The sequence below is a fragment of the Flavivirga rizhaonensis genome, from assembly GCF_004791695.1.
Classification (GTDB): Bacteria; Bacteroidota; Bacteroidia; order Flavobacteriales; family Flavobacteriaceae; genus Flavivirga; species Flavivirga rizhaonensis.
The window spans coordinates 23605-47937 of record NZ_SRSO01000020.1 but is presented as its reverse complement, the minus strand read 5'-3'; the positions used below and the strand labels follow the sequence as shown (position 1 = coordinate 47937).

At 31.8% G+C, this 24333-nt stretch carries 24 protein-coding genes and 1 tRNA gene; 9 read left to right on the top strand and 16 right to left on the bottom strand.

The window, feature by feature from the left end; genetic code table 11:
* Positions 1-5 precede the first annotated feature (5 nt).
* The 7 genes from rsmA to EM932_RS13925 all read right to left on the bottom strand — a co-directional run bounded on the left by rsmA (position 6) and on the right by EM932_RS13925 (position 7912).
* Entirely contained in the window at positions 6-800 is a 795-nt protein-coding gene (gene rsmA, locus EM932_RS13955; RefSeq protein WP_135877809.1) for a 16S rRNA (adenine(1518)-N(6)/adenine(1519)-N(6))-dimethyltransferase RsmA, read from the bottom strand.
* 165 nt (positions 801-965) lie between these two features.
* Complete coding sequence (locus EM932_RS13950; RefSeq protein ID WP_135877808.1) at positions 966-1289, bottom strand: DUF4286 family protein; 324 nt, start codon at positions 1287-1289, stop codon at positions 966-968.
* Positions 1290-1292: 3 nt separating this feature from the next.
* Entirely contained in the window at positions 1293-1805 is a 513-nt protein-coding gene (locus EM932_RS13945) for a GNAT family N-acetyltransferase (protein ID WP_135877807.1), read from the bottom strand.
* A gap of 2 nt (positions 1806-1807) precedes the next feature.
* Positions 1808-3583: a tetratricopeptide repeat protein gene (locus EM932_RS13940; protein WP_135877806.1), complete on the bottom strand. Its 1776-nt coding sequence runs from the start codon at positions 3581-3583 to the stop codon at positions 1808-1810.
* Between the two features lie 558 nt (positions 3584-4141).
* Positions 4142-5413, bottom strand: coding sequence for a serine--tRNA ligase (gene serS / locus EM932_RS13935; RefSeq protein WP_135877805.1), 1272 nt, complete (start codon positions 5411-5413; stop codon positions 4142-4144).
* 254 nt (positions 5414-5667) lie between these two features.
* A complete protein-coding gene (locus EM932_RS13930; RefSeq protein WP_135877804.1) occupies positions 5668-6984 on the bottom strand; it encodes an HTTM domain-containing protein in 1317 nt (438 codons plus the stop codon).
* Entirely contained in the window at positions 6977-7912 is a 936-nt protein-coding gene (locus EM932_RS13925; protein WP_135877803.1) for a bifunctional riboflavin kinase/FAD synthetase, read from the bottom strand. The genes EM932_RS13930 and EM932_RS13925 overlap by 8 nt, the downstream gene beginning before the upstream one ends.
* An 83-nt stretch (positions 7913-7995) precedes the next feature.
* Here EM932_RS13925 and EM932_RS13920 point away from each other — a divergent pair, with 83 nt between their 5' ends.
* Positions 7996-11499: a zinc-dependent metalloprotease gene (locus EM932_RS13920; protein WP_135877802.1), complete on the top strand. Its 3504-nt coding sequence runs from the start codon at positions 7996-7998 to the stop codon at positions 11497-11499.
* 122 nt (positions 11500-11621) lie between these two features.
* Here EM932_RS13920 and pth read toward each other — a convergent pair whose 3' ends face one another.
* The 3 genes from pth to EM932_RS13905 all read right to left on the bottom strand — a co-directional run bounded on the left by pth (position 11622) and on the right by EM932_RS13905 (position 13980).
* Positions 11622-12248, bottom strand: a complete 627-nt coding sequence (gene pth / locus EM932_RS13915) for an aminoacyl-tRNA hydrolase (protein WP_135877801.1) — start codon at positions 12246-12248, stop codon at positions 11622-11624.
* Positions 12249-12325: 77 nt separating this feature from the next.
* Entirely contained in the window at positions 12326-12970 is a 645-nt protein-coding gene (locus EM932_RS13910) for a 50S ribosomal protein L25/general stress protein Ctc (RefSeq protein ID WP_135877800.1), read from the bottom strand.
* A 68-nt stretch (positions 12971-13038) separates the two neighbouring features.
* On the bottom strand, positions 13039-13980 hold the full coding sequence (locus EM932_RS13905; protein WP_135877799.1) for a ribose-phosphate pyrophosphokinase: 942 nt from the start codon (positions 13978-13980) through the stop codon (positions 13039-13041).
* A gap of 207 nt (positions 13981-14187) precedes the next feature.
* On the opposite strand from EM932_RS13905, the gene EM932_RS13900 reads away from it, so the two are divergent.
* The 6 genes from EM932_RS13900 (at position 14188) to EM932_RS13875 (ending at position 18277) form a co-directional block, all read left to right on the top strand.
* The gene (locus tag EM932_RS13900) at positions 14188-14433 is read left to right on the top strand and encodes a GIY-YIG nuclease family protein (protein WP_135877798.1); all 246 of its coding nucleotides are present in this window, start codon (positions 14188-14190) and stop codon (positions 14431-14433) included.
* 28 nt (positions 14434-14461) lie between these two features.
* Positions 14462-14543, top strand: a tRNA-Leu gene (locus EM932_RS13895).
* A gap of 592 nt (positions 14544-15135) precedes the next feature.
* A complete protein-coding gene (locus EM932_RS13890) occupies positions 15136-15993 on the top strand; it encodes a YicC/YloC family endoribonuclease (protein WP_135877797.1) in 858 nt (285 codons plus the stop codon).
* A gap of 23 nt (positions 15994-16016) precedes the next feature.
* Positions 16017-16589 (top strand): guanylate kinase, encoded by a 573-nt coding sequence (gene gmk / locus EM932_RS13885; RefSeq protein ID WP_135877796.1) that lies wholly within the window; start codon positions 16017-16019, stop codon positions 16587-16589.
* Positions 16590-16599: 10 nt separating this feature from the next.
* Positions 16600-17178 (top strand): nicotinate (nicotinamide) nucleotide adenylyltransferase, encoded by a 579-nt coding sequence (gene nadD, locus EM932_RS13880; RefSeq protein WP_135877795.1) that lies wholly within the window; start codon positions 16600-16602, stop codon positions 17176-17178.
* Positions 17179-17347: 169 nt separating this feature from the next.
* Positions 17348-18277, top strand: coding sequence for a hypothetical protein (locus EM932_RS13875; protein ID WP_135877794.1), 930 nt, complete (start codon positions 17348-17350; stop codon positions 18275-18277).
* A 141-nt stretch (positions 18278-18418) separates the two neighbouring features.
* On the opposite strand, the gene lysM is transcribed toward EM932_RS13875, so the two are convergent.
* Both lysM and EM932_RS13865 read right to left on the bottom strand, forming a co-directional pair.
* Positions 18419-18904 carry a peptidoglycan-binding protein LysM gene (gene lysM, locus EM932_RS13870; RefSeq protein ID WP_135877793.1) on the bottom strand — a complete coding sequence of 162 codons (486 nt, stop codon included), beginning with the start codon at positions 18902-18904 and terminating at the stop codon, positions 18419-18421.
* A gap of 222 nt (positions 18905-19126) precedes the next feature.
* Positions 19127-20068 carry a nicotinic acid mononucleotide adenyltransferase gene (locus EM932_RS13865; RefSeq protein ID WP_135877792.1) on the bottom strand — a complete coding sequence of 314 codons (942 nt, stop codon included), beginning with the start codon at positions 20066-20068 and terminating at the stop codon, positions 19127-19129.
* Positions 20069-20198: 130 nt separating this feature from the next.
* Here EM932_RS13865 and EM932_RS13860 point away from each other — a divergent pair, with 130 nt between their 5' ends.
* The gene (locus EM932_RS13860) at positions 20199-21200 is read left to right on the top strand and encodes an NAD(P)H-dependent glycerol-3-phosphate dehydrogenase (protein WP_135877791.1); all 1002 of its coding nucleotides are present in this window, start codon (positions 20199-20201) and stop codon (positions 21198-21200) included.
* A 124-nt stretch (positions 21201-21324) separates the two neighbouring features.
* Here EM932_RS13860 and EM932_RS13855 read toward each other — a convergent pair whose 3' ends face one another.
* From EM932_RS13855 to EM932_RS13845, 3 genes are all read right to left on the bottom strand, one after another.
* The gene (locus tag EM932_RS13855) at positions 21325-21720 is read right to left on the bottom strand and encodes a hypothetical protein (protein WP_135877790.1); all 396 of its coding nucleotides are present in this window, start codon (positions 21718-21720) and stop codon (positions 21325-21327) included.
* Between the two features lie 113 nt (positions 21721-21833).
* Complete coding sequence (pheS, locus tag EM932_RS13850) at positions 21834-22853, bottom strand: phenylalanine--tRNA ligase subunit alpha (RefSeq protein ID WP_135877789.1); 1020 nt, start codon at positions 22851-22853, stop codon at positions 21834-21836.
* Positions 22854-23004: 151 nt separating this feature from the next.
* Positions 23005-23361 (bottom strand): hypothetical protein, encoded by a 357-nt coding sequence (locus tag EM932_RS13845; protein WP_135877788.1) that lies wholly within the window; start codon positions 23359-23361, stop codon positions 23005-23007.
* Between the two features lie 76 nt (positions 23362-23437).
* Between EM932_RS13845 and EM932_RS13840 the strand changes: the two genes are divergently transcribed.
* Positions 23438-23962, top strand: coding sequence for a CvpA family protein (locus tag EM932_RS13840; protein ID WP_135877787.1), 525 nt, complete (start codon positions 23438-23440; stop codon positions 23960-23962).
* A gap of 1 nt (position 23963) precedes the next feature.
* Here the strand turns inward: EM932_RS13840 and EM932_RS13835 are convergent, their stop codons facing one another.
* The gene (locus EM932_RS13835; RefSeq protein WP_135877786.1) at positions 23964-24320 is read right to left on the bottom strand and encodes a hypothetical protein; all 357 of its coding nucleotides are present in this window, start codon (positions 24318-24320) and stop codon (positions 23964-23966) included.
* Between the last annotated feature and the right edge of the window lie 13 nt (positions 24321-24333).

The following is a 24333-nucleotide window of genomic DNA, read 5'->3' as shown; positions in this document are numbered from 1 at the left end:
AGGTTCTACACGTCTTTTTCAATCAATTGTGTGAGTTCGATAAATTCTTGAACATTTAATTGTTCTGGACGTTTGCCAAATATAACATTTGCTTTTAAATTATCGGATAAATTGAATGTTTTTAAACTGTTACGAAGTGTTTTTCTGCGTTGTTGGAATGCGGTTTTTACGACTCTAAAAAATAATGCATCGTCACAAGGTAACGTATAATCCTTTTTTCTGATAAGTCTTAATACGCCTGATTCTACTTTTGGCGGCGGATTAAAAACATCTGGTGGCACTGTAAATAAATATTCGGCATCATAATACGCTTGTGCTAAAACGGATAGAATTCCATAAACTTTACTGCCTTCTTTAGAGCAAATGCGCTGTGCTACTTCTTTTTGAAACATCCCTGAAAATTCGGGGATTTGGTCACGCATTTCTAAAGTTTTAAAAACTATTTGCGTAGAAATATTATATGGAAAGTTACCTATGATAGCAAAGGGTTCCTGATTAAAAACAGTGTTTAAATCGTACTTTAAGAAATCCTTTTCTATGATTCTCGGAGCCAGATTTAAGTAACTGGCTTGTAAATATTCTACAGACTCGGTATCAATTTCTATCACATATGTTGTAATATCTTTTTTTAGCAAATACTTAGTTAACACCCCCATTCCTGGGCCAATCTCTAAAACATTTTTATAACCTTTTAAAGTAAGTGTATCGGCAATTTTTTGTGCAACAGATTCATCATTTAAAAAATGTTGCCCTAAATATTTTTTTGCTTTTACCTGATGTTGGTTTGGATTGTACGCCACGAATTACAGATGTTTATGAATACAAAAGTAAGTTATATAAATGGATTCTTGATTCGACTAAGCTCAGCGACTACGCACAGACTATTTAAAACTCTAGCTCATCAAGTTAGATTCACTATTTAGACCTGACAGGTTTTAAAAACCTGTCAGGTCTTTGTATTATAATTATTTAAAAGTTACTGAGTATTCATCAATAATTTCCAGTTCTGTTCTAAACGCTAACATCTTATCTGCGAATTTTTTCATCCCATCAGCTCGTAATTTTTCGGCGTCTTCTCTATAATAAGCATCTAAGGCTTCTCGCGAATACGATCGATATTGAATGGAATAGGTAACTCCTCCCATATCTTCTTCTACTAAAACCCTACTTAAAGTCGCTTTTTCAAATTTTCCTGTAGATAATACTTGTGGAATATGTTCTTTTATCCATGTTAACCATTCGTCATGAATAGATTCGTCTATGTTTGCTGTTACGTTGTATATAATCATAACTTATATATTTTTTGCAAATAACAGGAGTTCTTCATCATCTTCAAAAGGTTTTACTGTTTTTTCACAAGCAAAGCCTAACTTTTCTAATAACTTAATTGAGTTTTTATTATAGGGCACTGTTATCGCTATAAGTTTGTTTAATTTAAAAGTTTGTTTTGCTAATGTCATGACTCCTTTTGAGGCTTCATAACCAAAACCTCTACCTTCATATTCAGGAAGAAACGCAAATCCAAGATCTACATCATCCAGTTCTTTTCGTTTTGCAAGTCCGCAAGTTCCAATAGGTTTGTTCTTCTCTTCTTTTAACTCAAGCTTGTAAAATCCGAACTTAAAATCATGGTAGCTTTTAATAGTCTTGTTTGTAAGGTACTTTTCTGCATCTTCTACACTCTTTAGATTTTTATCACCAATATATTTAAGCGCATTAGGCGTATTTGTTAATTCTAAAAAAAATGATGCGTCTTCAATTGTGAATTTTGAAATAATTAAGCGCTCGGTTTCTGTTATTATCATGGCTAGTTTATAGCATCACCCCGCAGTGCTCTATAGCGTTTTCTGGCATCTACAAAATAAATACTATCGGCATGATTAAAGATTATTAACTCATATAGCGTTTTTGCTTTTTCGGGTAAATTCAGTTGTTTTTCATAAATCTCTGCTAATTTAAAGTAGGCATCATCTATTAAAATACCATCTCTATGATTAGCTATAATAGCCTCGTAATTGGATACGGCTTTCTCATATTGCTTTTTAGCTTCAAATAATTGAGCTTGTTTATATAATGCCTGAGCAATTATAGGTTCGGTTTTATGTTCATTTAAAATCTTATTTAATAATGAAATAGATTCTTCATTTCTATTTTGAAAAGCTAGCAAATCTGCTTTGGAATAAAGTTTTAGAGCTGTTTGTAACGAATCTTCATATTTATTATCAGAAATAAGTAGTTTTAAATCTAATGCATCATTAGCAATAAGTTGAGAGGTTGAAGCTTTTAAAATTTTAAGTTGCGACTCCGCCCATTTAAAATCGCCCTTATAATAGCTTGCTTTTGCCACTTTATAGCGTGCCTCTTGAGAAATGGTACTATTTTTTAAATTACGCTGAATTTGTGTATAGTAGATTAAAGCTTTGTTGAACTTTTCTTGTAATATGAGAATATCTCCTAGCTCTAATTTAACCTCTGCTTTCTGTAATTTAGTTATTGGTAATTTTAATGCATTTTCTAAAAACGCTGTTGCTTTGTTGGTTTCATTCATATAGAATGCTAAAAAGTGAGCATACGCTATTTGCAATTTTAAGGTTTGTGAAAATGTTCCAAATTCCTTAAAAAGCTCTAAATATTTAGTATTAATATTGGCATAATTTTCTTTTACACTTTCTTTAGTCTCTAATTGAAGTAAATTATAATGTGCTTTTAATTTCGTACCTGAGTCTTGTGCCGTTTCAATTATGTATGCAAAAACGTCTTTAGCGACGTCATTTTCGTTTTCATTAGAGGCTATTAATGCTAGCTCTTCTATCCTGTTTAAGTTGTCTGGTTGTCTATTAAAAATAGCCTTTTCTTGAATGAATGCTTTGTTAAAGTCTTTTTGTTGAATGAATAACCAACTTAACAACTCATTCCAAAGCAAATTAGGTTCTAACTGATTTTTTTTTAGTAAAACTTTTCGAAATATTATATTGTTTTCATTCGCACTATTCTCACTTATAAAATCACTAATAGCTCTTTTAATATTATTCAAACTTACGGGATTAGATTCTGCAAAATGAATGTAGCTATTAAACATTTTTTCTATATTTCCTTGCTCTCCATATATTTTAGCTAATTGTAGATTAAAATTAAAATCTGGGTTTAATAGCATCGCTTTTTCATAAGATACAACTGCTTCGTTTAAAAGTGTATGACTCTGAAAACTTCTTGCTACAGAGAACACGTTACTTGCTCTTTCATCTATAGCCGCTATGGCTTTATTATAATTAATTGTAGCATTTTCCAAATCATTTTTAAGCTGATAATTATAACCTAATTCTACTAAAAATGCAGGATAATTAATCCTTTCCATTAATTTTAAAAGAAATATTTCTACTTCATCATACTGCTCTAATTGCTGATGTGTAATTACAATTTGATTGATATAATTAATATTGGAGGGCGATTTGGCATATAACTTTTTATATTCATACAATGCCTTTTCAAAGTCCCCTTTTTTGAAATATTCCTTTGCAAGAATATCATTTTGAGAAAACGTGATTGTACAAACTAATAAGAATAAAGTATAGATATATCTCATAACGTAAATATAAGAAATGTAACATGTAGATATTGTAATATTCGCGAATTTTTGAACTCATATAGAAATTACAAAGTAAAAATTATAACATCACACCATATACTGGGAATTAGATCAACTTATTATTTTGAATATGTTTTAAAAACTCTTCAAAGCTGGGTTTTGTTAAAAAAAATGCCCGAATAAAAATTCGGGCACTAACCAACCAAAATAAATGTTCCATTAACTACCGTTAATATTAAAAACGATGTAATATATGATTGGGGACAGTTTTTATAAATGAAAAAAATCTCTATTTATTTACGACTGCAGTAACTTCATTTTCAGACTTAGAAATTTCGAAATCTGAAAATAAAACTTTGCTTGCAAAAAAGATTAATGTAATTAATATTACTATGCGTTTAAAGTTCTTCATGGTTAGGTAAGTTTGGTCTAGCTAACATCCAAAATATATACCTTAACACAAAAATAATCGTAGCTTAATCGTTAAACAGCATGCCAAAAATGTATTTCATCGATTTTATAATCAAAACACTTACATGATGCAGGATTTAACTTTCAATCAATAATACTGAACCCTGTATAAGCTTGTAGTACCTCTGGTATTACTATACCATCTTTGGTTTGATAATTTTCTAAAATTCCTGCAAGCACTCTAGGTAGTGCTAAAGAACTTCCGTTTAACGTATGTGCTAATTCGTTTTTACCATCACTATTTTTAAAACGTAACTTTAAGCGGTTTGCTTGAAAAGTCTCAAAATTGGATACTGAAGAAATTTCTAACCATCTGTCTTGTGCTGTAGAAAATACTTCAAAATCGTATGTTAGTGCTGATGTAAATCCTAAATCTCCTCCACAGAGTCTTAAAATTCTATATGGTAATTTTAATTCCTGAAGAATCGTCTTGACATGATTTACCATACCATCTAGAGCTTCATAAGATTTACTTGGGTGCTCTACTCGTAATATTTCAACTTTATCGAATTGATGCAATCTGTTCAGGCCTCTTACGTGGGCGCCATAACTCCCTGCTTCACGGCGAAAACATGGCGTATAACCAGTAATGCCAATAGGGAGTTCTCTCTCATTTAAGACTACGTCTCTAAAAATATTGGTTCCAGGCACCTCTGCCGTTGGTATTAAATACAAATTATCTTCGGTTACGTGATACATTTGACCCTCTTTATCTGGCAACTGCCCTGTACCGAAACCAGATGCTTCGTTTACTAAGTGTGGTAACTGATATTCTGTATAACCTGCCGCTGTATTTTTATCTAAAAAATAGGCAATCAGTGCGCGTTGTAGCCTAGCTCCTTTACCTTTAAAAACTGGAAAACCTGCCCCTGTAATTTTGTTTCCAAGTTCAAAATCTATAATGTCGTATTTCTTAGCAAGCTCCCAATGTGGCAGAGCGCCTTCGTATAAAACAGGAATGTCTCCTTCTTTAAAAACTTCTTGATTGTCTTCATCTGAATTTCCTGAAGGCACAATCTCATTTGGAACGTTAGGAATTTTATAGAGTAATTCCTTTAACGCATCTGACTTATTATTAAGGGTTTCGGCAAGTTCTTTTGAAGTTTCTCTTAACTGTGTTGCTTTTTCTTTTAAAAGATTTGCTTTTTGAGCTTCTCCAGATTTAAACAAGTTCCCTATTTCTTTAGATAATGAATTAGATTCTGCTAATGTATTATCTAATTCTGTTTGGATACGTCTTCTATCTTCATCAAAGGAAATAACATCGTTTACCATTTGAGTAGCATCTAAATTTCTTTTTGCTAATCGTTCAATTACTAAATCTTTGTTTTCTCTAATAAAAGGGACTTGTAACATGTCTTGAAAATTTAAGCGACAAATTTAGGAAATTGAATACATTTTATTGCATTTTAAGGTAGTATTTAAAGAAATAAGTGGGTGCATAGAGCTTTTAGGGTAACATAATAATAGTCACAGTCATCAGTAGCAGTTTGCAGTTACATAGATCAAACGTTAATTTATGAAAATCGACACTTAGGGTGTTTTTTAGTCTCTAAAAAACGAATCAGAAAGCCCTTCTATTTACTAAAAATTTGTGTCTTTGTGAGAAACTAATCCTCTTTTGAAGGTAAAATCCAATCGTTATGTTTAAACGTATTCCATTCAACACTTGATAAATCTACTTCTGGGTTTATTAATGTTTTATATGGTTTTCCGTTTACGCTTACTTTGCAATCAACATAAACCGCCACCTCTTGATTATCTTCTTTAAACTTTTGTTTTAAATGCTGTGCAAATTGCCAGATGACATCTGGTTTTGTACTCGCAGAACGTCTTTGCTTTGGAGCTAAATAGTCACTCAAATTAACTATAAGGTTTTTTCCGGATTCTTTATTTTCAACCCTATAATTTGTTCTACCGCTTTTCGATCTAAGCATCATACGCCACGAAAGCCTATGCCCTTCTTCTGTCCAAAGTACATCGTCTTCAATAAAATGATGCCGTAGTGGTAATCCTATTTGAGTTAAAAAATAAACGGATAAAATAACTAGTAAAGGCGTTTTCATCTTTGGAATTACAACCTTTTCTAAATTATAAAAAGGTTTCTTTTTCAAAAACAACTTTTGAATTTTTTCAGCTTCAAAAAAGAACAATGAAAAGGCTAACGACAAGTACGGGAAAATACCTATTTGAAATACAATCGAATTAAACAAATGAAAGAAAATAGAAGCCATAAAGGCATATTTTCTTGTTGGTTTAAATAATAATAATGGAACTATTAATCCATCAAACACAATACCCCCGTAAGCTAGAATATAATGTAGCCATTTCTGTTGAAGTATGTCGCCTATTAAAATATAATCTTGCTTACTTCGCATAAGTATCTCCATAACGCTGGTGTCTAACCAATCTGGATATAATTTTGCTATTGAAGCATATGTATAAACAATAAAAAGTTGTAATATAATAACCAAACGACACCATTGAGGCATTGATAAACTTTTTAATTTAGGATTTAGTTTTACATCTACTGAAGCGTATTTATGTGCTGGAAGAAAGACCATAATACTACTTAAAAGCATCAATAAATAATAGTGATTATTATAGGACGATTTCTGCATTAAATAAGTTGCAGCCCACATGAGAGCAAAACATAAAGCGCTCAACCTATATTTGTAACCCACCATAATGAATAATGCAAACAGACCCATAATGGCATAGTAGTAATACATCCCACCCCCTGGAAGAGGTTGTAACCATTCAAACCCAATAAAAGAAAAGGTGAATTCTGGTTCTACTAACGTTTTCCTTATCCAACCAGTAAAAATAGCGCCAGCCGATTCTAAAAAACAAAGTAATCCAAAAATAATTCGGAAAACTATCAATGCAGAATTATCAATATTTTTAAATAGCCATTTATTAAACATGATGTGTTGCAATATATGTAAGTGCCATTTCTTTATCTTTTTTTAATTGCATTTTTAAGGCTTCAACAGATTCAAACTTTTCTTCATCGCGAATACGATGTAGTAATTCAATTTGAATTTCTTCTCCATAAATATCCTTATTAAAATTAAAAAAGTGAACTTCAATAGTTTCTTTTTTACCATTAACAGTTGGATTTACGCCTATATTCATCATACCATAAATTGGTGTATTATCAATAACAGCCTTTACGATATAAGATCCTTGTTTTGGGATTAATTTGTAATCTTCTTCTACTTTAACATTGGCTGTTGGAAAATTTAATTGCCTCCCTAATCCTTTACCTTTTGTTACTATTCCTGTTATGGAGAAGTTATATCCTAAATAAGTATTGGCTTTAATAATATCACCCTCTTTTAACGCTTTCCTAATTTTAGTAGAACTAACTGCGACATCATTTACATCTTGTGCTGATATTTCTTCAACCTCGAATCCATAAATATCTCCAAACTTTTTTAAATCATCGATATTTGCATTTCTATTTCTTCCAAACCTATGATCGTAGCCAATAATTACCTTTTTTGCATTTAATTTATCGACCAAAATTTGTTTTACAAAATCTTCTGCAGAAAGTCGTGAAAATTCTTTGGTAAATTCTTTAACAAGTAAGTAATCCAAACCTAAATCGCCTAAAATACTTCGTCGTTCGTTAATCGTATTAATTAATTTTATATTAAAATCTTTCTGCAAAACTATTCGAGGGTGTGGAAAAAAAGTTAGAATTACAGATTTTAACCCATTTATTTTCCCACTGGTAATTAACCGCTTAACTATTTTTTGATGCCCAATATGGACGCCGTCAAAAGTACCAATTGTAACCACTGTATCTCCTACAGATTTATAAGTTTTGATGTCTTTTACCTTACCCATTTAATAAGTTAAATTGCTAATTCCACCTAAAAAAGCTAGATTTGTTCATAGATCGCTTAATAAAAACGCCCTAAATATTTTTTATGAAAACAAAACTACATTATGTTTTTTCAATAACAATGCTTTTGTTTGCATTTTCAGCTATTGCTCAAAATTCTTCATGGAAACAGGTCGAAAATTTAAAAAATCCTGAAAAACTATCTAAATTTCACTTAGATAAAAATCAAGTTCATCTATTTGAACTTGATATAAAATCGTTTAAAAAAAGTACGGCTTCAACAACTTTAAGGAGTGCTAAAAATAAAAAAGAAACGATCATTTCTTTACCTGGAATTAACGGACAAATTGAAAGCTTCAAAATTTATGAAGCGCCTGTTTTTTCACCCGAACTCGCTTCTAAATACCCAAACATTAAATCATATGTAGGTATTAGTATAAATAATTCTGGAACACGTTTAAGAATGAGTATGTCTCCTCAAGGTGTACAAACCATGATTTCTTATGTTAACAACTCTAATGTATTTATGCAACCTTTAACAAAAGGTTCTAATAAATATGTTGTTTATGATAAACGTTCTAAAAACTCTTTTGCCGATAAATTTGAATGCAAAACTCTAGATAAATTAAATAAATCATTTAATAAAAGTACAGAAACAGCAAAGGTTAATGAGGGAGGTGCTAATAACCAAACACTACAAAAATTTAGAATTGCGATTTCTACGACATCAGAATACACAGCTTATCATGATGATGGAAATGCTGGTAATGGGGATGCTATTGCTGATGCACTTGCGGCAATAAATACAACTTTAGGTAGAGTTAATGAAATCTTTGAGACGGATATGGGTGTGACGTTTGAGCTTGTTAATGCTACGCAATTAATATATAATAATGCTGCCACAGACCCTTACTCTGATGCTTCTGAGGGAACAAGTAATGATAATTCAAATAATACTAATGGGTGGAGTCTTCAATTACAAAATACGTTGACTACCGAACTTGGTAATGCTGCTTATGATATTGGACATCTCTTGGGGGCTACAGGTGGTGGTGGAAATGCTGGCTGTATTGGATGTGTTTGTAGAAATGATAACGCAGGAAACTCCTTAGACAAAAACAAAGGTAGTGGGTATACATCTCCTAGTAATTCGACTCCTGAAGGTGATACTTTTGATTTGGATTTTGTAGCTCATGAAATTGGACACCAAATGGGAGCTAATCACACTTGGGCTTTTGAAAGCGAAGGAACAGGTGTGAATTCTGAACCTGGGAGCGGGTCAACCATAATGGGATATGCTGGTATTGAAGGGGCTAATAATGTAGAACTAAATGGTGATGACTATTTCCATTATCATAGTATTAAACAAATATTAGATAATTTAAGTACTAAAAGTTGTCAAACAACTGAAGCTATCTCAAATAATCCGCCAAGTGCTGATGCTGGAAACAATTACAACATCCCTAAAGGTACTGCTTATGTTTTAAATGGTGCTGCTACCGATTTAGACGGAGGAGACAATCTAACATATTGTTGGGAACAAATCGACGACGGAATTTCCAATTTCCAGAATTTTGGTTCTACATTAACTTCTGGTTCAATGAATAGATCACTTCCTCCCTCAAACTCTCCGGATAGATATATACCTAAATTTGCCAGTGTCATTGCGGGTAATACTATACAAACCGCCCCTACATTAGGTAGTGATTGGGAAACAGTGTCAACTGTGGCAAGGACTTTAAATTGGGCATTAACAGTTAGAGATCGGGCTCCAATTGCTTCTACTGGTGGACAAAGTAGTTTTGACACCATGCAAATCATAGTTGAAGATGTGACTCCCTTTACTATGACCAATCCTGTTTCCTGGGCGCAAGGGTCTATGCAAACCATTGAATGGGAAATAGGACAAACAACTAACGCCACAATAAATTGCCAAAATGTAAACATAAAACTATCAACTGATGGAGGTGTTACATTCCCTATAACCATAGCATCAAACACGCCCAACGATGGCTCTTTTGATTATACTGTGCCTGCCATTCCCGATACTTCTGCAGCACGACTATTAATTGAAGCCGCTGACAACATTTTTTATGATGTTTCTAACTTTAATTTTTCTATTTCTCCTACTCCTAGTTTTTTCATAGTTGAAGAAACTTTAAATCCAATTGATTGTGGAGCAACTACAGCAACATTTAATTTTGATTATGTTACGGCGAATGGTTTTTCAGAAAATACTGTTTTTAGCGTTTCAGGAAACCCAGCAGGTTCTACGGTTACTTTTTTACCAACAAATTTGAGTGATTCTGGAACTGTCACAATGACTATTAATGATTTAGATGGCATTGCTCAAGCTGACTATCCTTTAATAATTACAGGAACTTCAACATCTATTACAAAAAATAATAATGTTACATTTCCTTTTTTCAATGGAATTTGTTCTTCCGCTGGAAACACAACGTATAACACAAGTACAACGTTAGTTCAATTTAATACAATTAATAATGCCTCTGCCAAACCTTCTGGCTACTCAGATTACACCTCTATAATTACAGATTTAAATAGAAATATTTCATATGATTTAACTGTGAATGTTAATACTGACGGAGATTTTATCACGGCAACTAAAGTCTGGATAGATTGGAATCAAAACTGTAGTTTTAATGATGCAGGTGAAGAATACGATTTGGGGGATGCTTCTAACATTGCCAATGGAGCAACAGCTAATTCTCCAATTTCAATCACCGTCCCTTTAAATGCTGTTCCAGGGAATACTACGATGCGAGTTTCAACAAAATTTAAAGATGATGGATTACCAACTTCTTGTGATAATGGTTTTGATGGTGAGGTTGAAGATTACACAATCAATATATTACCAGATGATTTTGAATATGATACCTCAATAACTTTAGTTCAATTTAATACTATCAATCAAATTTCTGAAAAACCTTCCAGTTATTCCGATTTCTCATCTATTATTACTGAAGTAAATAGGGATAGTTCATACGATTTAACCGTAAATGTTAATACCGAAGGAAATTTTACTACAGCAACAAAAGTATGGATGGATTGGAACCAAAATTCCAGTTTTGATGACCCAGGTGAAGCATATGATTTAGGGGATGCTACCAATGTTTCAAATGAAGCTACTAATAATTCACCACTTTCTATTAGTATTCCAATTGACGCTGTTTTAGGAAATACTATCATGAGAATAGCTACAAGATATATAGGAGACTCTGGTAATCAGGAACCAATTCCTTCGGAAAACGGTTTTGATGGAGAGGTTGAAGACTATACTATTACAATAATACCAACCCTAGCTATTGAAGAATCTGGTTACGACAACCTGATAATATACCCTAATGCCAACAACGGGAAATTCAATGTTAAACTAAACGGCGCTTTAAATAGAGGTATTACCGTTGAAGTTTTTGATGCAAGAGGACAATTTATTTATAAAAATATATTTGAAGGTACTGGTGACTTTAACCAAAGTATCGATTTAAACAATGTACAATCTGGCTTGTATATTTTAAGAATAAATGATGGTCTTAGAGAGTCTACTAAAAAAATTATTATTAAATAACATTGTCTAAAAAGCTTAGAAATTGTCATTTTGAGCGCAGTCGAAAAATCTCAAATTGATATGTTTAATTTTAAAAAGATTCTTCATTTTCATTCAGAATGACACTTTATAAACATCTTTTTTTATTTACCATTAAAAGTATTCATAGTAATATTCATTCCTGCTAAAACAAAGGATTTTATAAGCTCAACTGATTTATCTAAACGCTCTTTAAGCTTGTCTAATTCTTCTTGATTCCATTCTCCCAAAACATAATCAATTTGTCTTCCTTTAGAAAAAGCATCACTAATTCCAAATCTATAGCGATTGTATTTAGTTGTATTTAATTTTTCCTGTATGTCCTTCAACCCATTATGCCCTCCATCACTTCCTTTTGCTTTCAATCGAATACTCCCAAAGGGCAGATTTAAATCATCTGTAATTACTAATACGTTTTCTAAAGGAATTTTTTCTTTTGTTAACCAGTACAATATCGCTTTACCACTTAAATTCATATAGGTATTAGGTTTTAAAAAAATAAACGTTCTCCCTTTTAATTTATACGTAGTAATGTCTCCTAATTTTTGAGTTTCGAAAGTTAATGCTTCTTTTTTAGCAAAATAGTCTAATATTTTAAAGCCTATATTGTGGCGTGTGTTTGCATATTTCTCACCAATATTCCCTAAACCTACTATTAAATATTTCTTCATTATATCTTGGCCTTCTTTTTCCTTTTTTCTCTTAAATAGTCTGAGTAAAAACCGATACATTCTTATTATATTTCTGTAAAAATAAAAAAGCATCCTGAATAATACAGAATGCTTTTAATATTTAAGTTAAGAATAATCTATTCTTGAGCTGCTGGTGCTGCTTCTGCTCCCTCAGCTGCTGGTGCCTCTGCCCCTTCTGCTCCTTCTTCTTCTTCATCTTCTTCATCTTCAATCGCTACTCTAGAAGTCTTAATTTGACATACTACAGTGTTGTCTGTATGTAAAAACGAATACTTGTCATTTAATAAATCTCCTACTGCAACTTTATCTCCAATTTTTAGAGGTGTAATATCTATCTCTATAAAATCTGGTAAGTTCACTGGAAGTGCTTTAATACGTAACTTTCTGTTATTTCTTCTTAGAACACCACCATTTTTAACACCTTTTGAGTTCCCTACAAGCTGTACCGGAATATTTAAAGCAATTTCTTTATCTTCAAATAATTGATAAAAGTCTACATGTAAAATTCTATCTGTAACTGGGTGAAATTGAATATCTTGAAGTACCGCATTAAAAGTTTCTCCATTATCTAAAGCAATCACAACTGTATGCGCATTTGGTGTGTATACAAGTTTAGAGAATGCTAATTCTGCTGCTGCGAAATGAACTGGCTTATCTCCTCCGTATAATACGCAAGGAACCTGACCAGCATTACGTAAGGCTTTTGTCGCTTTTTTGCCCACGCTTTCTCTTTGAGATCCGTTGATTGTAATTGATTTCATTTTTCTATTTATATATTAATTAATAATTATTCTTATCTAGCACTCCTTACCTTGGGGGTTGGGAGGGATTACATTACAAATTTCGAACTAATAGATTGGTTGTTGTGAACTTTATTCATAACCTCTGCAAACAAGTCTGCACAACTTAACACTCTAATTTTATCATTGTCTTGTGATAATGGTATAGAATCGGTCACTATCAATTCTTCTAATTTTGAATTTTCTAAATTTTCATAAGCTTTTCCAGATAATATGGGGTGCGTACAAATAGCTCTAACACTTAATGCACCACGTTCTATCATTAAATCTGCAGCTTTTGTTAAAGTACCAGCTGTATCAACCATATCGTCAACTAATACTACATTTTTACCTGTAACATCTCCAATTAATTCCATATGCGAAATTATATTTGCCTTGGCACGTTGCTTGTAACAAATAACTACATCACTTCCTAATGCTTTAGAATAGGCATACGCTCTTTTTGATCCTCCCATGTCTGGAGAAGCAATCGTTAAATTATCTAAATTCAAGCTTTTTAAATAAGGCAGAAAAATAGTAGATGCAAATAAATGATCTACAGGTCTTTCAAAAAAGCCTTGTATTTGATCGGCATGTAAATCCATCGTGATAATACGAGTCGCTCCTGCGGCCTCTAACATTTTAGCAACTAATTTTGCTGCAATCGGCACACGAGGTTTATCCTTCCTGTCCTGTCTTGCCCATCCAAAATACGGCAATACTGCAGTAATATGTCTTGCTGAAGCACGCTTAGCGGCATCTATCATCAATAACATCTCCATCAAGTTTTCCGGACCTGGATTTGTCGAACCAATAATAAAAATTCTAGTTCCACGAATAGATTCTTCATACGACGGTTGAAACTCTCCATCACTGTAAGTAGAAGTAATTACATTACCCAAATCTGCTCCAAACGCCTTAGCTATTTTTTCACCAAGAACTTTACTTTGTGTACATGCAAAAATTTTAGCTTCGGTCTTTACAATTGGCATAGTTAACTTGTTGTTTTGCAGCACCAATACAGCGCTTTATTTTAAACGAGGTGCAAATTTATACATTTATTTTAACCTAAAAAGTATATTGACTAGTATTTTTATGTTTAATATCGAAAAAATCTATACTTTTGCTATCCGAAATGCTCAAGTGGCGGAATTGGTAGACCTGTCTGCCGACAGGCAGGCGCGCTGAAATTTTGAAAGATGTATTATGTTTATGCTATTTCAAGTTTGTCAAGGAATTATATTTATGTAGGAATGACTATTAATATTCCTAATAGATTAGAAAGACATAATCAGGGTCGTGAGAAAACAACTAGAGCATATTGTCCTTTTAAGCTAATATATTCTGAAACATTGGATACTAGAGTTGAAGCTAGAAAAAGAGAGAAATATTGGAAATCTGGAGTCGGAAAAGAAAAGCTCCGTTTAATTAGAGATAATTTGTAATTTTGAATTGTCTTTTTAGTTTATTAATGCTCAAGTGGCGGAATTGGTAGACGCGCTGGATTCAAAATCCAGTTTCTTCGGAAGTGTGGGTTCGATTCCCACCTTGAGTACATATAAAATCCGTAATGCAATTGATTATCAATTGTTTACGGATTTTTTGATTACTTAGCTTCTTTAATCTTTTGTGCAATCAATTCTTTGATTTTTTGTTTTGCACTCATTCATAATAGTTACGTTTATAGCAATTTGAATCTTCTATAATAAAACATTTATTATAGAAGAAAAACTATGCTCTACATACACTTTTTACATCACAAACAAGAATTTCAACTAACACCTCAATGCTCAGTATTTATTAGCAGTCTCAAAAAAATCACATAAACCAGATACGAATATGCCGTTAATGAACGTTTTAAAATTATATAAGTTAGCAGTTAAACAACAACAAGTTAATACAAATCAATTATATAGATTGATTTAAAAAATAGTGTTTTCTAGGCTAGTTAACACTATGCAAACTCTTTTTAGAGTGTTTTTGCGAATACCCCGAGATTAGTAGGTTTTCTAGGGGTATTCAAAAAAACTGTAGTCATTGAAACGACTCATTTCAAAATGTAAAACTACAGATTAGTTTAAAGTACTTATTATCTATTTCCTATCCTTTTGGTTTTAATTACCTTTGCAAAACTTAATACGTACATTATGATATATTCAATGACAGGCTATGGAAAGTCTGTATTGCAATTACCCACAAAAAAAATAACAATAGAGCTTAAATCTCTTAATAGTAAAAATTTAGATTTAAATGTAAGGATGCCCTCTATTTATAGAGAAAAGGAATTGTCTATTCGAAAACTTCTTGCCGCAAAAATACAAAGAGGTAAAGTTGATTTTTCTATTTATGTGGAAGCCACTGCTGAAGATACATCTACCCAAATAAATACACCTGTTGTTAAACAATATATAGAACAATTAAAACATGTAGTGGATGGAGACGCCATTGAACTTCTTAAAATGGCTGTTCGTTTTCCAGACGCTTTAAATACAGTTCGCGAAGAAATTGATGATGATGAATGGAACACTATCGAAGCACAAATCAATACTGCTGTAAATGATTTAATCAATCATAGGTTAGATGAAGGAAAAGTACTTGAGCAGGATTTTAATAAACGTATTATTGTAATTAGGAATACCCTTGAAGAGGTTATTGCTATGGACCCAGAACGCGTTGAAGGGGTTCGCGAACGATTACTTAAAGGTGTAGAGGATTTAAAAGAAAAGTATGACGAAAATCGCTTTGAGCAAGAGTTAGTATATTATATAGAAAAGTTTGATATTACCGAAGAAAAAGTACGTTTAAATAATCACTTAAATTACTTTATAGAATGTATAAATTCTAAAGACTCTAACGGGAAAAAATTAGGGTTTATTAGTCAGGAAATGGGTAGAGAAATAAACACCATTGGCTCTAAAAGTAATTATGCTCCAATGCAGCAATTAGTGGTTCAAATGAAAGATGAACTGGAGAAAATTAAAGAACAATTATTAAACGTACTGTAATAAACGTTAAAAACGCATTGAAATTGAACAAAGGTAAACTCATAGTATTTTCTGCGCCTTCTGGCTCTGGAAAAACAACTATTGTAAGACATTTATTGGGAATTGAAGATTTGAATTTAGAGTTCTCTATATCTGCAACTTCTCGAGAAAAACGAGGAGAAGAAATAGATGCAAAAGATTATTATTTTTTATCTGCTAAAGAATTTAAATCTAAAATTAAAAATGATGAATTTTTAGAATGGGAAGAAGTCTATCGCGATAATTTTTATGGTACTCTAAAAACTGAAGTAGAGCGTATTTGGGCCATGGGTAAACATGTTATTTTTGATATTGATGTATCTGGAGGTTTACGTATAAAGCGAAAATTTCCAGAGGAAACTTTAGCTATTTTTGTAAAGCCACCAAGCATTGATGAGTTAAAAATTAGATTAAAAAAACGTAAAACAGAAAGCGAAGACAAAATAAACATGCGTGTTGCAAAAGCATCAGCAGAATTAGCAACAGCGCCTTTATTTGATGTTATCGTTGTAAATGACGATTTAAACAAAGCACTTGAAAAGGCACATAAATTAGTCAGTGATTTTCTAAACTCCTAAAACATTCAGAATGAAAATTGGGCTATATTTTGGTTCTTTTAATCCTATTCATATTGGACATTTAGTTATTGCTAATCATTTAGCCGAACATAGTGATTTAGACCAAATTTGGTTTGTTGTGACCCCTCATAATCCATTCAAAAAAAAGCGTAGTTTACTAGATAACTACCAACGTTTAGAAATGGTATATCGCGCCACTAAAGATTATACAAAGCTTAAACCAAGCGATATAGAATTTAACTTACCACAACCAAATTACACTATAAATACGCTTGCTTACTTACAGGAAAAATATCCTGATAATGAATTCTCTTTAATAATGGGTGAAGACAATTTAAAGAGCTTTCATAAATGGAGAAATTATGAATTAATCCTTGAAAATCACCATATATACGTTTATCCCCGCATTTCTGAAAACAAGGTAGAAACGCAATTTGAAGGTCATAAAAAAATACATCACATTGACGCTCCTATTATGGAGTTATCCTCAACACTAATACGCAATGGGATTAAAGCTGGTAAAAATGTAAAACCTATGCTTCCGGAATTTGTTTGGGAGTATTTGGATGAAATGAACTTTTATAAATGAAACCCTAATATGTTATAAAAATCAGCTTGATTTTATAAGATAATAATAATAACTTCGTTTAACAACCGATATAACTCATTAAAACGCTACTATATCTAGGTACTATGAAGTTATAATCAATTTTCACTGAAAATGAGGATAACGTAAGCATTTAAAAATATCGATTCATATGCAAAAAACAGTAATAACGAAAAAAGAAATTAATACATCAAATGTATCTGATGATTATAAAGAAGCTATATTAAACGCATATGAATATGCGCAAGAAGATGAAAAAGGTTACTTTTTTGATGCTGCTTGCAAAGTATTCAAATATATACTGGAATTAACTGATGAGATTCCCAATGATAAATCTAATGGTATTGATTATAATAAACTAGTTGATAATTCTGCCCCTTGGTCTGAAATTGATACACGAATTATAAAAGTAATTATTCACCGCACAAAAAAAGATGATGATGAATATCTAGATTTGTTTAAGTTATCTTCTTGGCTTTTTCATCGACTAGAAAAAGTTTCTGGTGATGATTTTGCGTCATATATATTCAAGATTCTACAAGAACAAAAACTTATTACTTCAGAAAAAGACATGATTTTAAGTTTGATTTTAAGTTACTCTGCTATTCTAATTCGAAACAAACAAATCACCAGTTTTGGAAAAATTGCCCTGTCTTATGTAGATGATATTCTTACACTAGTCAAAAAAGAGGAAGAAAGTGAGGCTATACTTGAAATGTACAACCTTCTCAAAAAAGAAGCTCCCGAACAATTTAAAAATCGCTTTGAAACTCTTTTGGAAGATATGATAAATTCAGGAACAAATGGGCGCTATTATGCAATCAAGGCCACAGAACGGGACCATCCAGAAAGAGCATTACAATATGCCAAAGAAAAGAGTCTAGATAAATATATAAGTACAGCATACAGAGTTTGTTTTTATGCTAAAGACAAGGTTAAAGAACACTACAAAAAACTTTTATTTGACCTCTACAAAGAGTATGGAATAGATTCTGGACGCTCAAAACGTGTTATGGACATATGGGGAGAACACGAAGGTCAAAAAATACTTAAGCTTCTTAGCGAAAAAAACAATCAATAGCAAAGTGCTATTAAGACCCTTCTTTATAATTCATAAATTACATACTTCATAACACCAAATAAAAAGCATTAAACAAAACTCACAAGTATAGCCAACTAAATTTAGTTGGCTATAAAAACTATTTATGCTATTAAATAGATTCTAGCCCAGAACTGGGATACGTAATAACTGTCCTGGGTATATCTTATCTGGGTCTGAAAGCATTGGTTTATTAGCTTCAAAAATAACTGGGTATTTCATAGCATCATTATAAAATTCCTTTGCAATTTTCCCTAAAGTATCACCACTAATTACAGTGTGGAATTGCGCTTCAGGTTCTGTTTGCTCTACTTCCATTTGATCATCAACAATAGCTATGCCTTTAGAGTTTCCAACAACCAATACTACTTTTTCTTTAGTAGTCTGATCGTAAGCTAATCCTTTAATAATTGCAATATCATCGTCGATAAAAATATCCAAATTTTCTACTTGTAATTGTAAATCTACAATTGTTTCCTTAAGTTTTTCGGCGGCAGCCTTTTCTAATTTAAGTTCTTCTGCAACTGCTTCGGCGGTATCTTCTTCAGTTGTTGTACCAATCCCAAATATTTTAGCACCAGCATCTTTAATAAATGAAAACAATCCCATAATTTTTAATATGTTTTTGAGGGTTTATGTTTTTTAGACACTAAAAAAAAGAGAAAGTCACATACTATATGTTTTTTTAATAAAGAATTTCCTGAAACGAATAATTTCAGTGGAAACCTCTCTGTAAGCCTCGAGAAAATTCGTTTAGATCAAAACAAAAAAGAAACCGCCTAAAGAATAATTCTTTAAACGGTTTCTAAACTAAATAACCAACCAAAATTTTTATTTAACCCTAGTATTTTCTCTTGGGTTTTCTACTTTATTTTTTCTAAACTTACGCTTTTTATCAACCGTAGTTTTTCCTTTTGCTTTTGTATCTCCATTTTTCAGGTATTGTATATAACCTCTACCTTCAAATTCATAAACTGTTTCAGACGATGGGTGAAACAACTCTATCTTTCCATCATTTATAACGCTCAATTCAAAGTATTCATTGTTGAAGAAATCATAATCTAATGTTAAAGTTTTTAAATACATATCTCCATTAACATCTCCTACACCATATATTCCTGTATAATCCCATATAAGATTATTTGTAGAAGTCCCATTTTCATCTTGTGAACTTTGGAATGTTGAGTCGTTTCCTCCTGCTAAAAACTGTAAATAATTTTCATTATCAAATTCATTTATAGCTCCAAACTCACTCGTATATGTCTTTTCCCAGGCTTCATATTCTTGTAAGAAATAATGAATGTTATCATAGAAAACAAAATCGTAATCAAAATTACTACGTTGATAACCTTCCAGAAAATAAGACGTATCGTTATTAGGATTATAAAGCTCAATCGTATTGCTATCTATTTGAAAAACATCAAAAGTTTCAAATCCGTCAATATCATGAGAAACATCTAAAACCATATCATAAGCATCATATTCTCCAACATCAATACCAAAACCATTTCCATTTTCACCTAATCCAACGATATTATTATTTGCATATATCACACCATTTCTAAAAGATATTGTAAATGCTTTTTGTAAAAAAGGTGTTTCACCAAATCCTTTAGTGCTATTAATATCAACATACCATAATTCATGTGAATTTAATAATTGATTTATAGATATTCCTGGTTCTAGTCCGTCTTCAATATTTACTTCTGTATAGCACGATGTAAACAATGTTGCTGTTATAGCAAAGCTTAAAAGTAATTTTACTGTCCTCATAATCAAACATTTTTATGTTTTATACTTTTATGTTTTCAAAACGCGTGCCAAAAAACAATTTCTTAATCTTTTTTGACTAAGTAATGATTATTATTTTGTGTATTTTTGAACCGAAACTGATTAGTTATTTATGGATAAACCTTTAAAATATGCAGTGTTTGGAGCTGGAAGTTGGGCTACAGCAATTGTGAAAATGCTTTGCGAAAATTTAGATGAAGTTGGTTGGTATATGCGAAGTGTTTACACTAAAGAGCATTTATTAAAAGAGCAGCATAACCCTAATTATTTAAGCTCGGTTGAATTTCACTTAGAACAACTAAAAATTAGTAACGACATTAACGAGATAGCTGCTTATGCAGATGTTTTATTTTTTGTAATTCCTTCTGCTTTTATTCATGGTGAGTTAGAAAAACTAAATATCGACATTTCTAATAAAACAATAGTATCTGCCGTAAAAGGTATTATGCCCGAAACAGGACTTTTGGTTGGCGAACATTTTCATGAGGCTTATAATATTCCTTATGATAATATTGCGGTTATTGCTGGTCCTTGCCACGCAGAAGAGGTTGCTTTAGAGCGATTATCTTACCTAACTATCTCATGTTCGGATACAGGAAAAGCAAAAACGATTGCTAATAAATTATCCAGTGACTATATAAAAACTAAGGTGAGCGATGATATTATAGGTGTAGAATACGCCGTTATGTTAAAAAACATATATGCTATTGCCGCCGGAATTGCTCATGGTTTAGGTTATGGTGATAACTTCCAAAGTGTGTTAATGAGTAATGCCATACGTGAAATGAAACGTTTTATTAAAAAAATGCACAAAATGAAGCGTAACATTAATAACTCTGCTTATTTGGGTGATTTGTTAGTAACCGGCTATTCGGTTTTCTCTAGAAATCGCATGTTTGGTAATATGATTGGTAAAGGCTATACTGTAAAATCTGCTCAAATGGAAATGAATATGGTAGCTGAAGGCTATTATGCGACAAAAAGTGCTCATTTACTCAATCTGAAAAACACTAAAAAAACACAACTTCCTATTATTAATGCGGTTTACCAGATTTTATATGAAAACAAAAATCCTAAAAAAGTGTTTAAAAAATTAACTGAGAAGTTGGATTAAAAAGGTCTTTTACTGGAACTTAATATATTTCTTTAAAACTTAAAATAAAACCCGACTAAATCCTTCCCTTCTTTTAAGGAAAAACGGATTTAATTCCAACAAAAAGAATTAAAGACGGAAGGGTTTATTTCATCAAAACCCCTTTTACATCCATTAAAGGCACTGGTTGTAACGCTTTTAAATTAATGGTGTTCTTTCTAAATAAATAGGTTTTGTCAAACATAGCATTACCTTCAAAAAAAGAGACTTTAAAAGTGTTATTGAGAGCGAATAACTCTTCTTGCATCAGTTCTATTTTTGCATAACTTTTTTTTGGAAGCTTATCTAGTTTCTTTCTGAATATAGAAGTCATTTTTTTCTCAGAATAACCACTGGTAACAATAAGAATCATTTCTAAATCAATGTCTTTATCGTTGATTATGTAAGCATTCCAATCTTGAGTTTTATAAATGTCATTGTATTCATTTACAATGGCTATGTAAACACCTTCAACTTTAGGAATATGGATGTCTTTTTTCATTTCTTGTTATTACTACGAAAGCAGAAGTCCTCTTTATCGTCATTCGGTTTCTATTTTTAAGATCCTACCTTACTGAATCAAGTTCAGTATAAACAGCAGGAATGACAAAACAATTATAAAGCACTCTTAAACTGCTCCAAGAAACGCACATCATTCTCACTCAATAAACGAATGTCTCCTATTTGATGTAATAACATCGCTATACGATCTATACCTACTCCAAATGCGAACCCAGAATATTCTGTTGGGTCTATTTTGCAGTTTTCTAAAACATTAGGATCTACCATACCACAACCTCCTATTTCCAGCCAACCTGTACCTTTGGTAATCTTATAATCAGTTTCGGTTTCTAATCCCCAATACACATCTATTTCTGCGCTTGGTTCTGTAAAAGGAAAGTACGATGGACGTAATCGTATTTTAGATTTTCCAAACATTTCGGTAGTAAAGTGCTGAAGGGTTTGTTTTAAATCTGCAAAACTCACATCTTTATCTATATATAAGCCTTCTACTTGATGGAAAAAACAGTGTGATCGTGCAGATATGGCTTCATTTCTATAAACTCTACCGGGAGAAATAGTACGTATAGGCGGTTTATTATTTTCCATGTAACGCACTTGCACAGAACTTGTATGTGTACGTAATAAAATATCTGGATCTGTTTGAATAAAAAACGTATCCTGCATATCACGTGCCGGATGATACTCTGGTAAGTTTAAGGCTGTAAAATTATGCCAATCATCTTCTATTTCGGGACCTTCACTAACATTAAAACCGATACGAGAAAAGATATCTATAATTTGATTTTTCACAATAGAAATTGGATGACGTGCACCAATCTGAACAGGCTCGCCCGGACGTGATAAATCACCATAAACACCTTTTATGTCTTCTTTGCTTTCAAGCTCATCTTTTAAGGCATTTACCTTATCTTCAGCTGTCTTTTTAAGCTTATTAATAGTTTGACCAAACTCTTTTTTCTGATCGTTTGCTACATTTTTAAACTCAGCAAAAAAGTCATTTAACAATCCCTTTTTGCCTAAATATTTTATACGAAATGCTTCTACTTCTTCTTTAGATTGTGTTTTAAAGGCTTCAGCTTCAGCTATGAGTTCTTTTATTTTATCTATCATGGTGTCATTTCAAAAATGAATGCAAATTTAATCAATTTATCGAGATCTGCGTTAAGGATTCAGCCTTAGACTTCACTTAGGGTAAACTTATCCTATTTAATTTTTTGTGAAAAGCTTAATTTTTTGTTTTCTTAAAAGTAACGACTAAAAACTAATTAATATATTCAGTTTCTAAAAAATAGTTCACGATGGCTTCTTTCATTAAAACACTTTGTTCACCTGCTTTTAAATGAGGTAACGCTTCCAGGGTTTTATAATGTGGCCAACCTTCTTCATCTACAAAGTCAAGTTCGTAATACCCATAGGGCATCAGCAACTTACAGATTGCAATATGCATAAGATCTAACTTCTGATCTTTTTTAAAGCTTCTATCTAGTTGACCAAGTTCTTGAACACCTATTAAATAGATAATAGCATCTAGATCTAAGGCCTCGCCATCTGCAAATTGATCGGATAGTTTTTTTACTACCAATTGCCAACGTTCTTTTAATTGTTCGTCTCTAGACATAATAATTTACAAAGAGACAAAGTTAATAAACCTAAGTGTGACTATTATTTTATATTTGTTTAAATTCTAATTAATCATGGGTATTATAGACATTGTTTTAGGAGCTTTAATTTTATTCGGACTTATTCGCGGTTTTATGAAAGGGCTTTTTGTTGAAGTTGCCTCTTTAGTTGCCTTAATTGCCGGAGTTTATGGCGCGATACATTTTAGCAATTTTGCTGGTGAATTTTTAGAAAGTAAAGTAGATTGGAATGAAAAAACCATTAATATTGCTGCTTTTATAATAACTTTTGTAATCATTGTTTTAGCTATTGCATTAGCAGGAAAGGCTCTAACTAAACTAGCAAATTTTGCTGCCCTGGGTATTATAAATAAAATCCTTGGCGGTCTTTTTGGAGGTCTTAAAATTGCATTGATTTTAAGTGTGGTTTTAATCATTTTTGATAAAATGAATAGTGCAATACCGTTTGCAAATGAAGATGACTTAGAAGCTGCAGTATTCTATAACCCCGTAAAATCTTTGGTTCCTATGATCCTTCCAAACATTTTAGATTCTGATGAAAATGAGGAGGAGGATACTACAGAAGCAGGTAAAGTTTAAACTATTTAATTGTATTATCATTAAGTATTTTATTTAATCCCATTTGAAATAAAGTTCCTTTTACTAAATCCTGTATGTCCTTTATTTCTGTGTAAGTCATAGCGAAAGTAGTTTGCTGGTTTGGAGCCTCTACCAATATAGATTTACACGTTTTATATTCCATACAATCTATACATGAACAATTACTATTTAATGATTTATCAATGTTTTTAGAGAATACCATCAATTCATTGGACGTTAGTAATAACCCTGTGCCTCTAAAGACTAATTGAATCTTCTTAAAATCTTTAACAGCACATCTTTTCCATTGAAAAGCTATTCCAAAGTTATTATAGTAAATAGTGTTTATATCTTCCATGATAAAAATATGC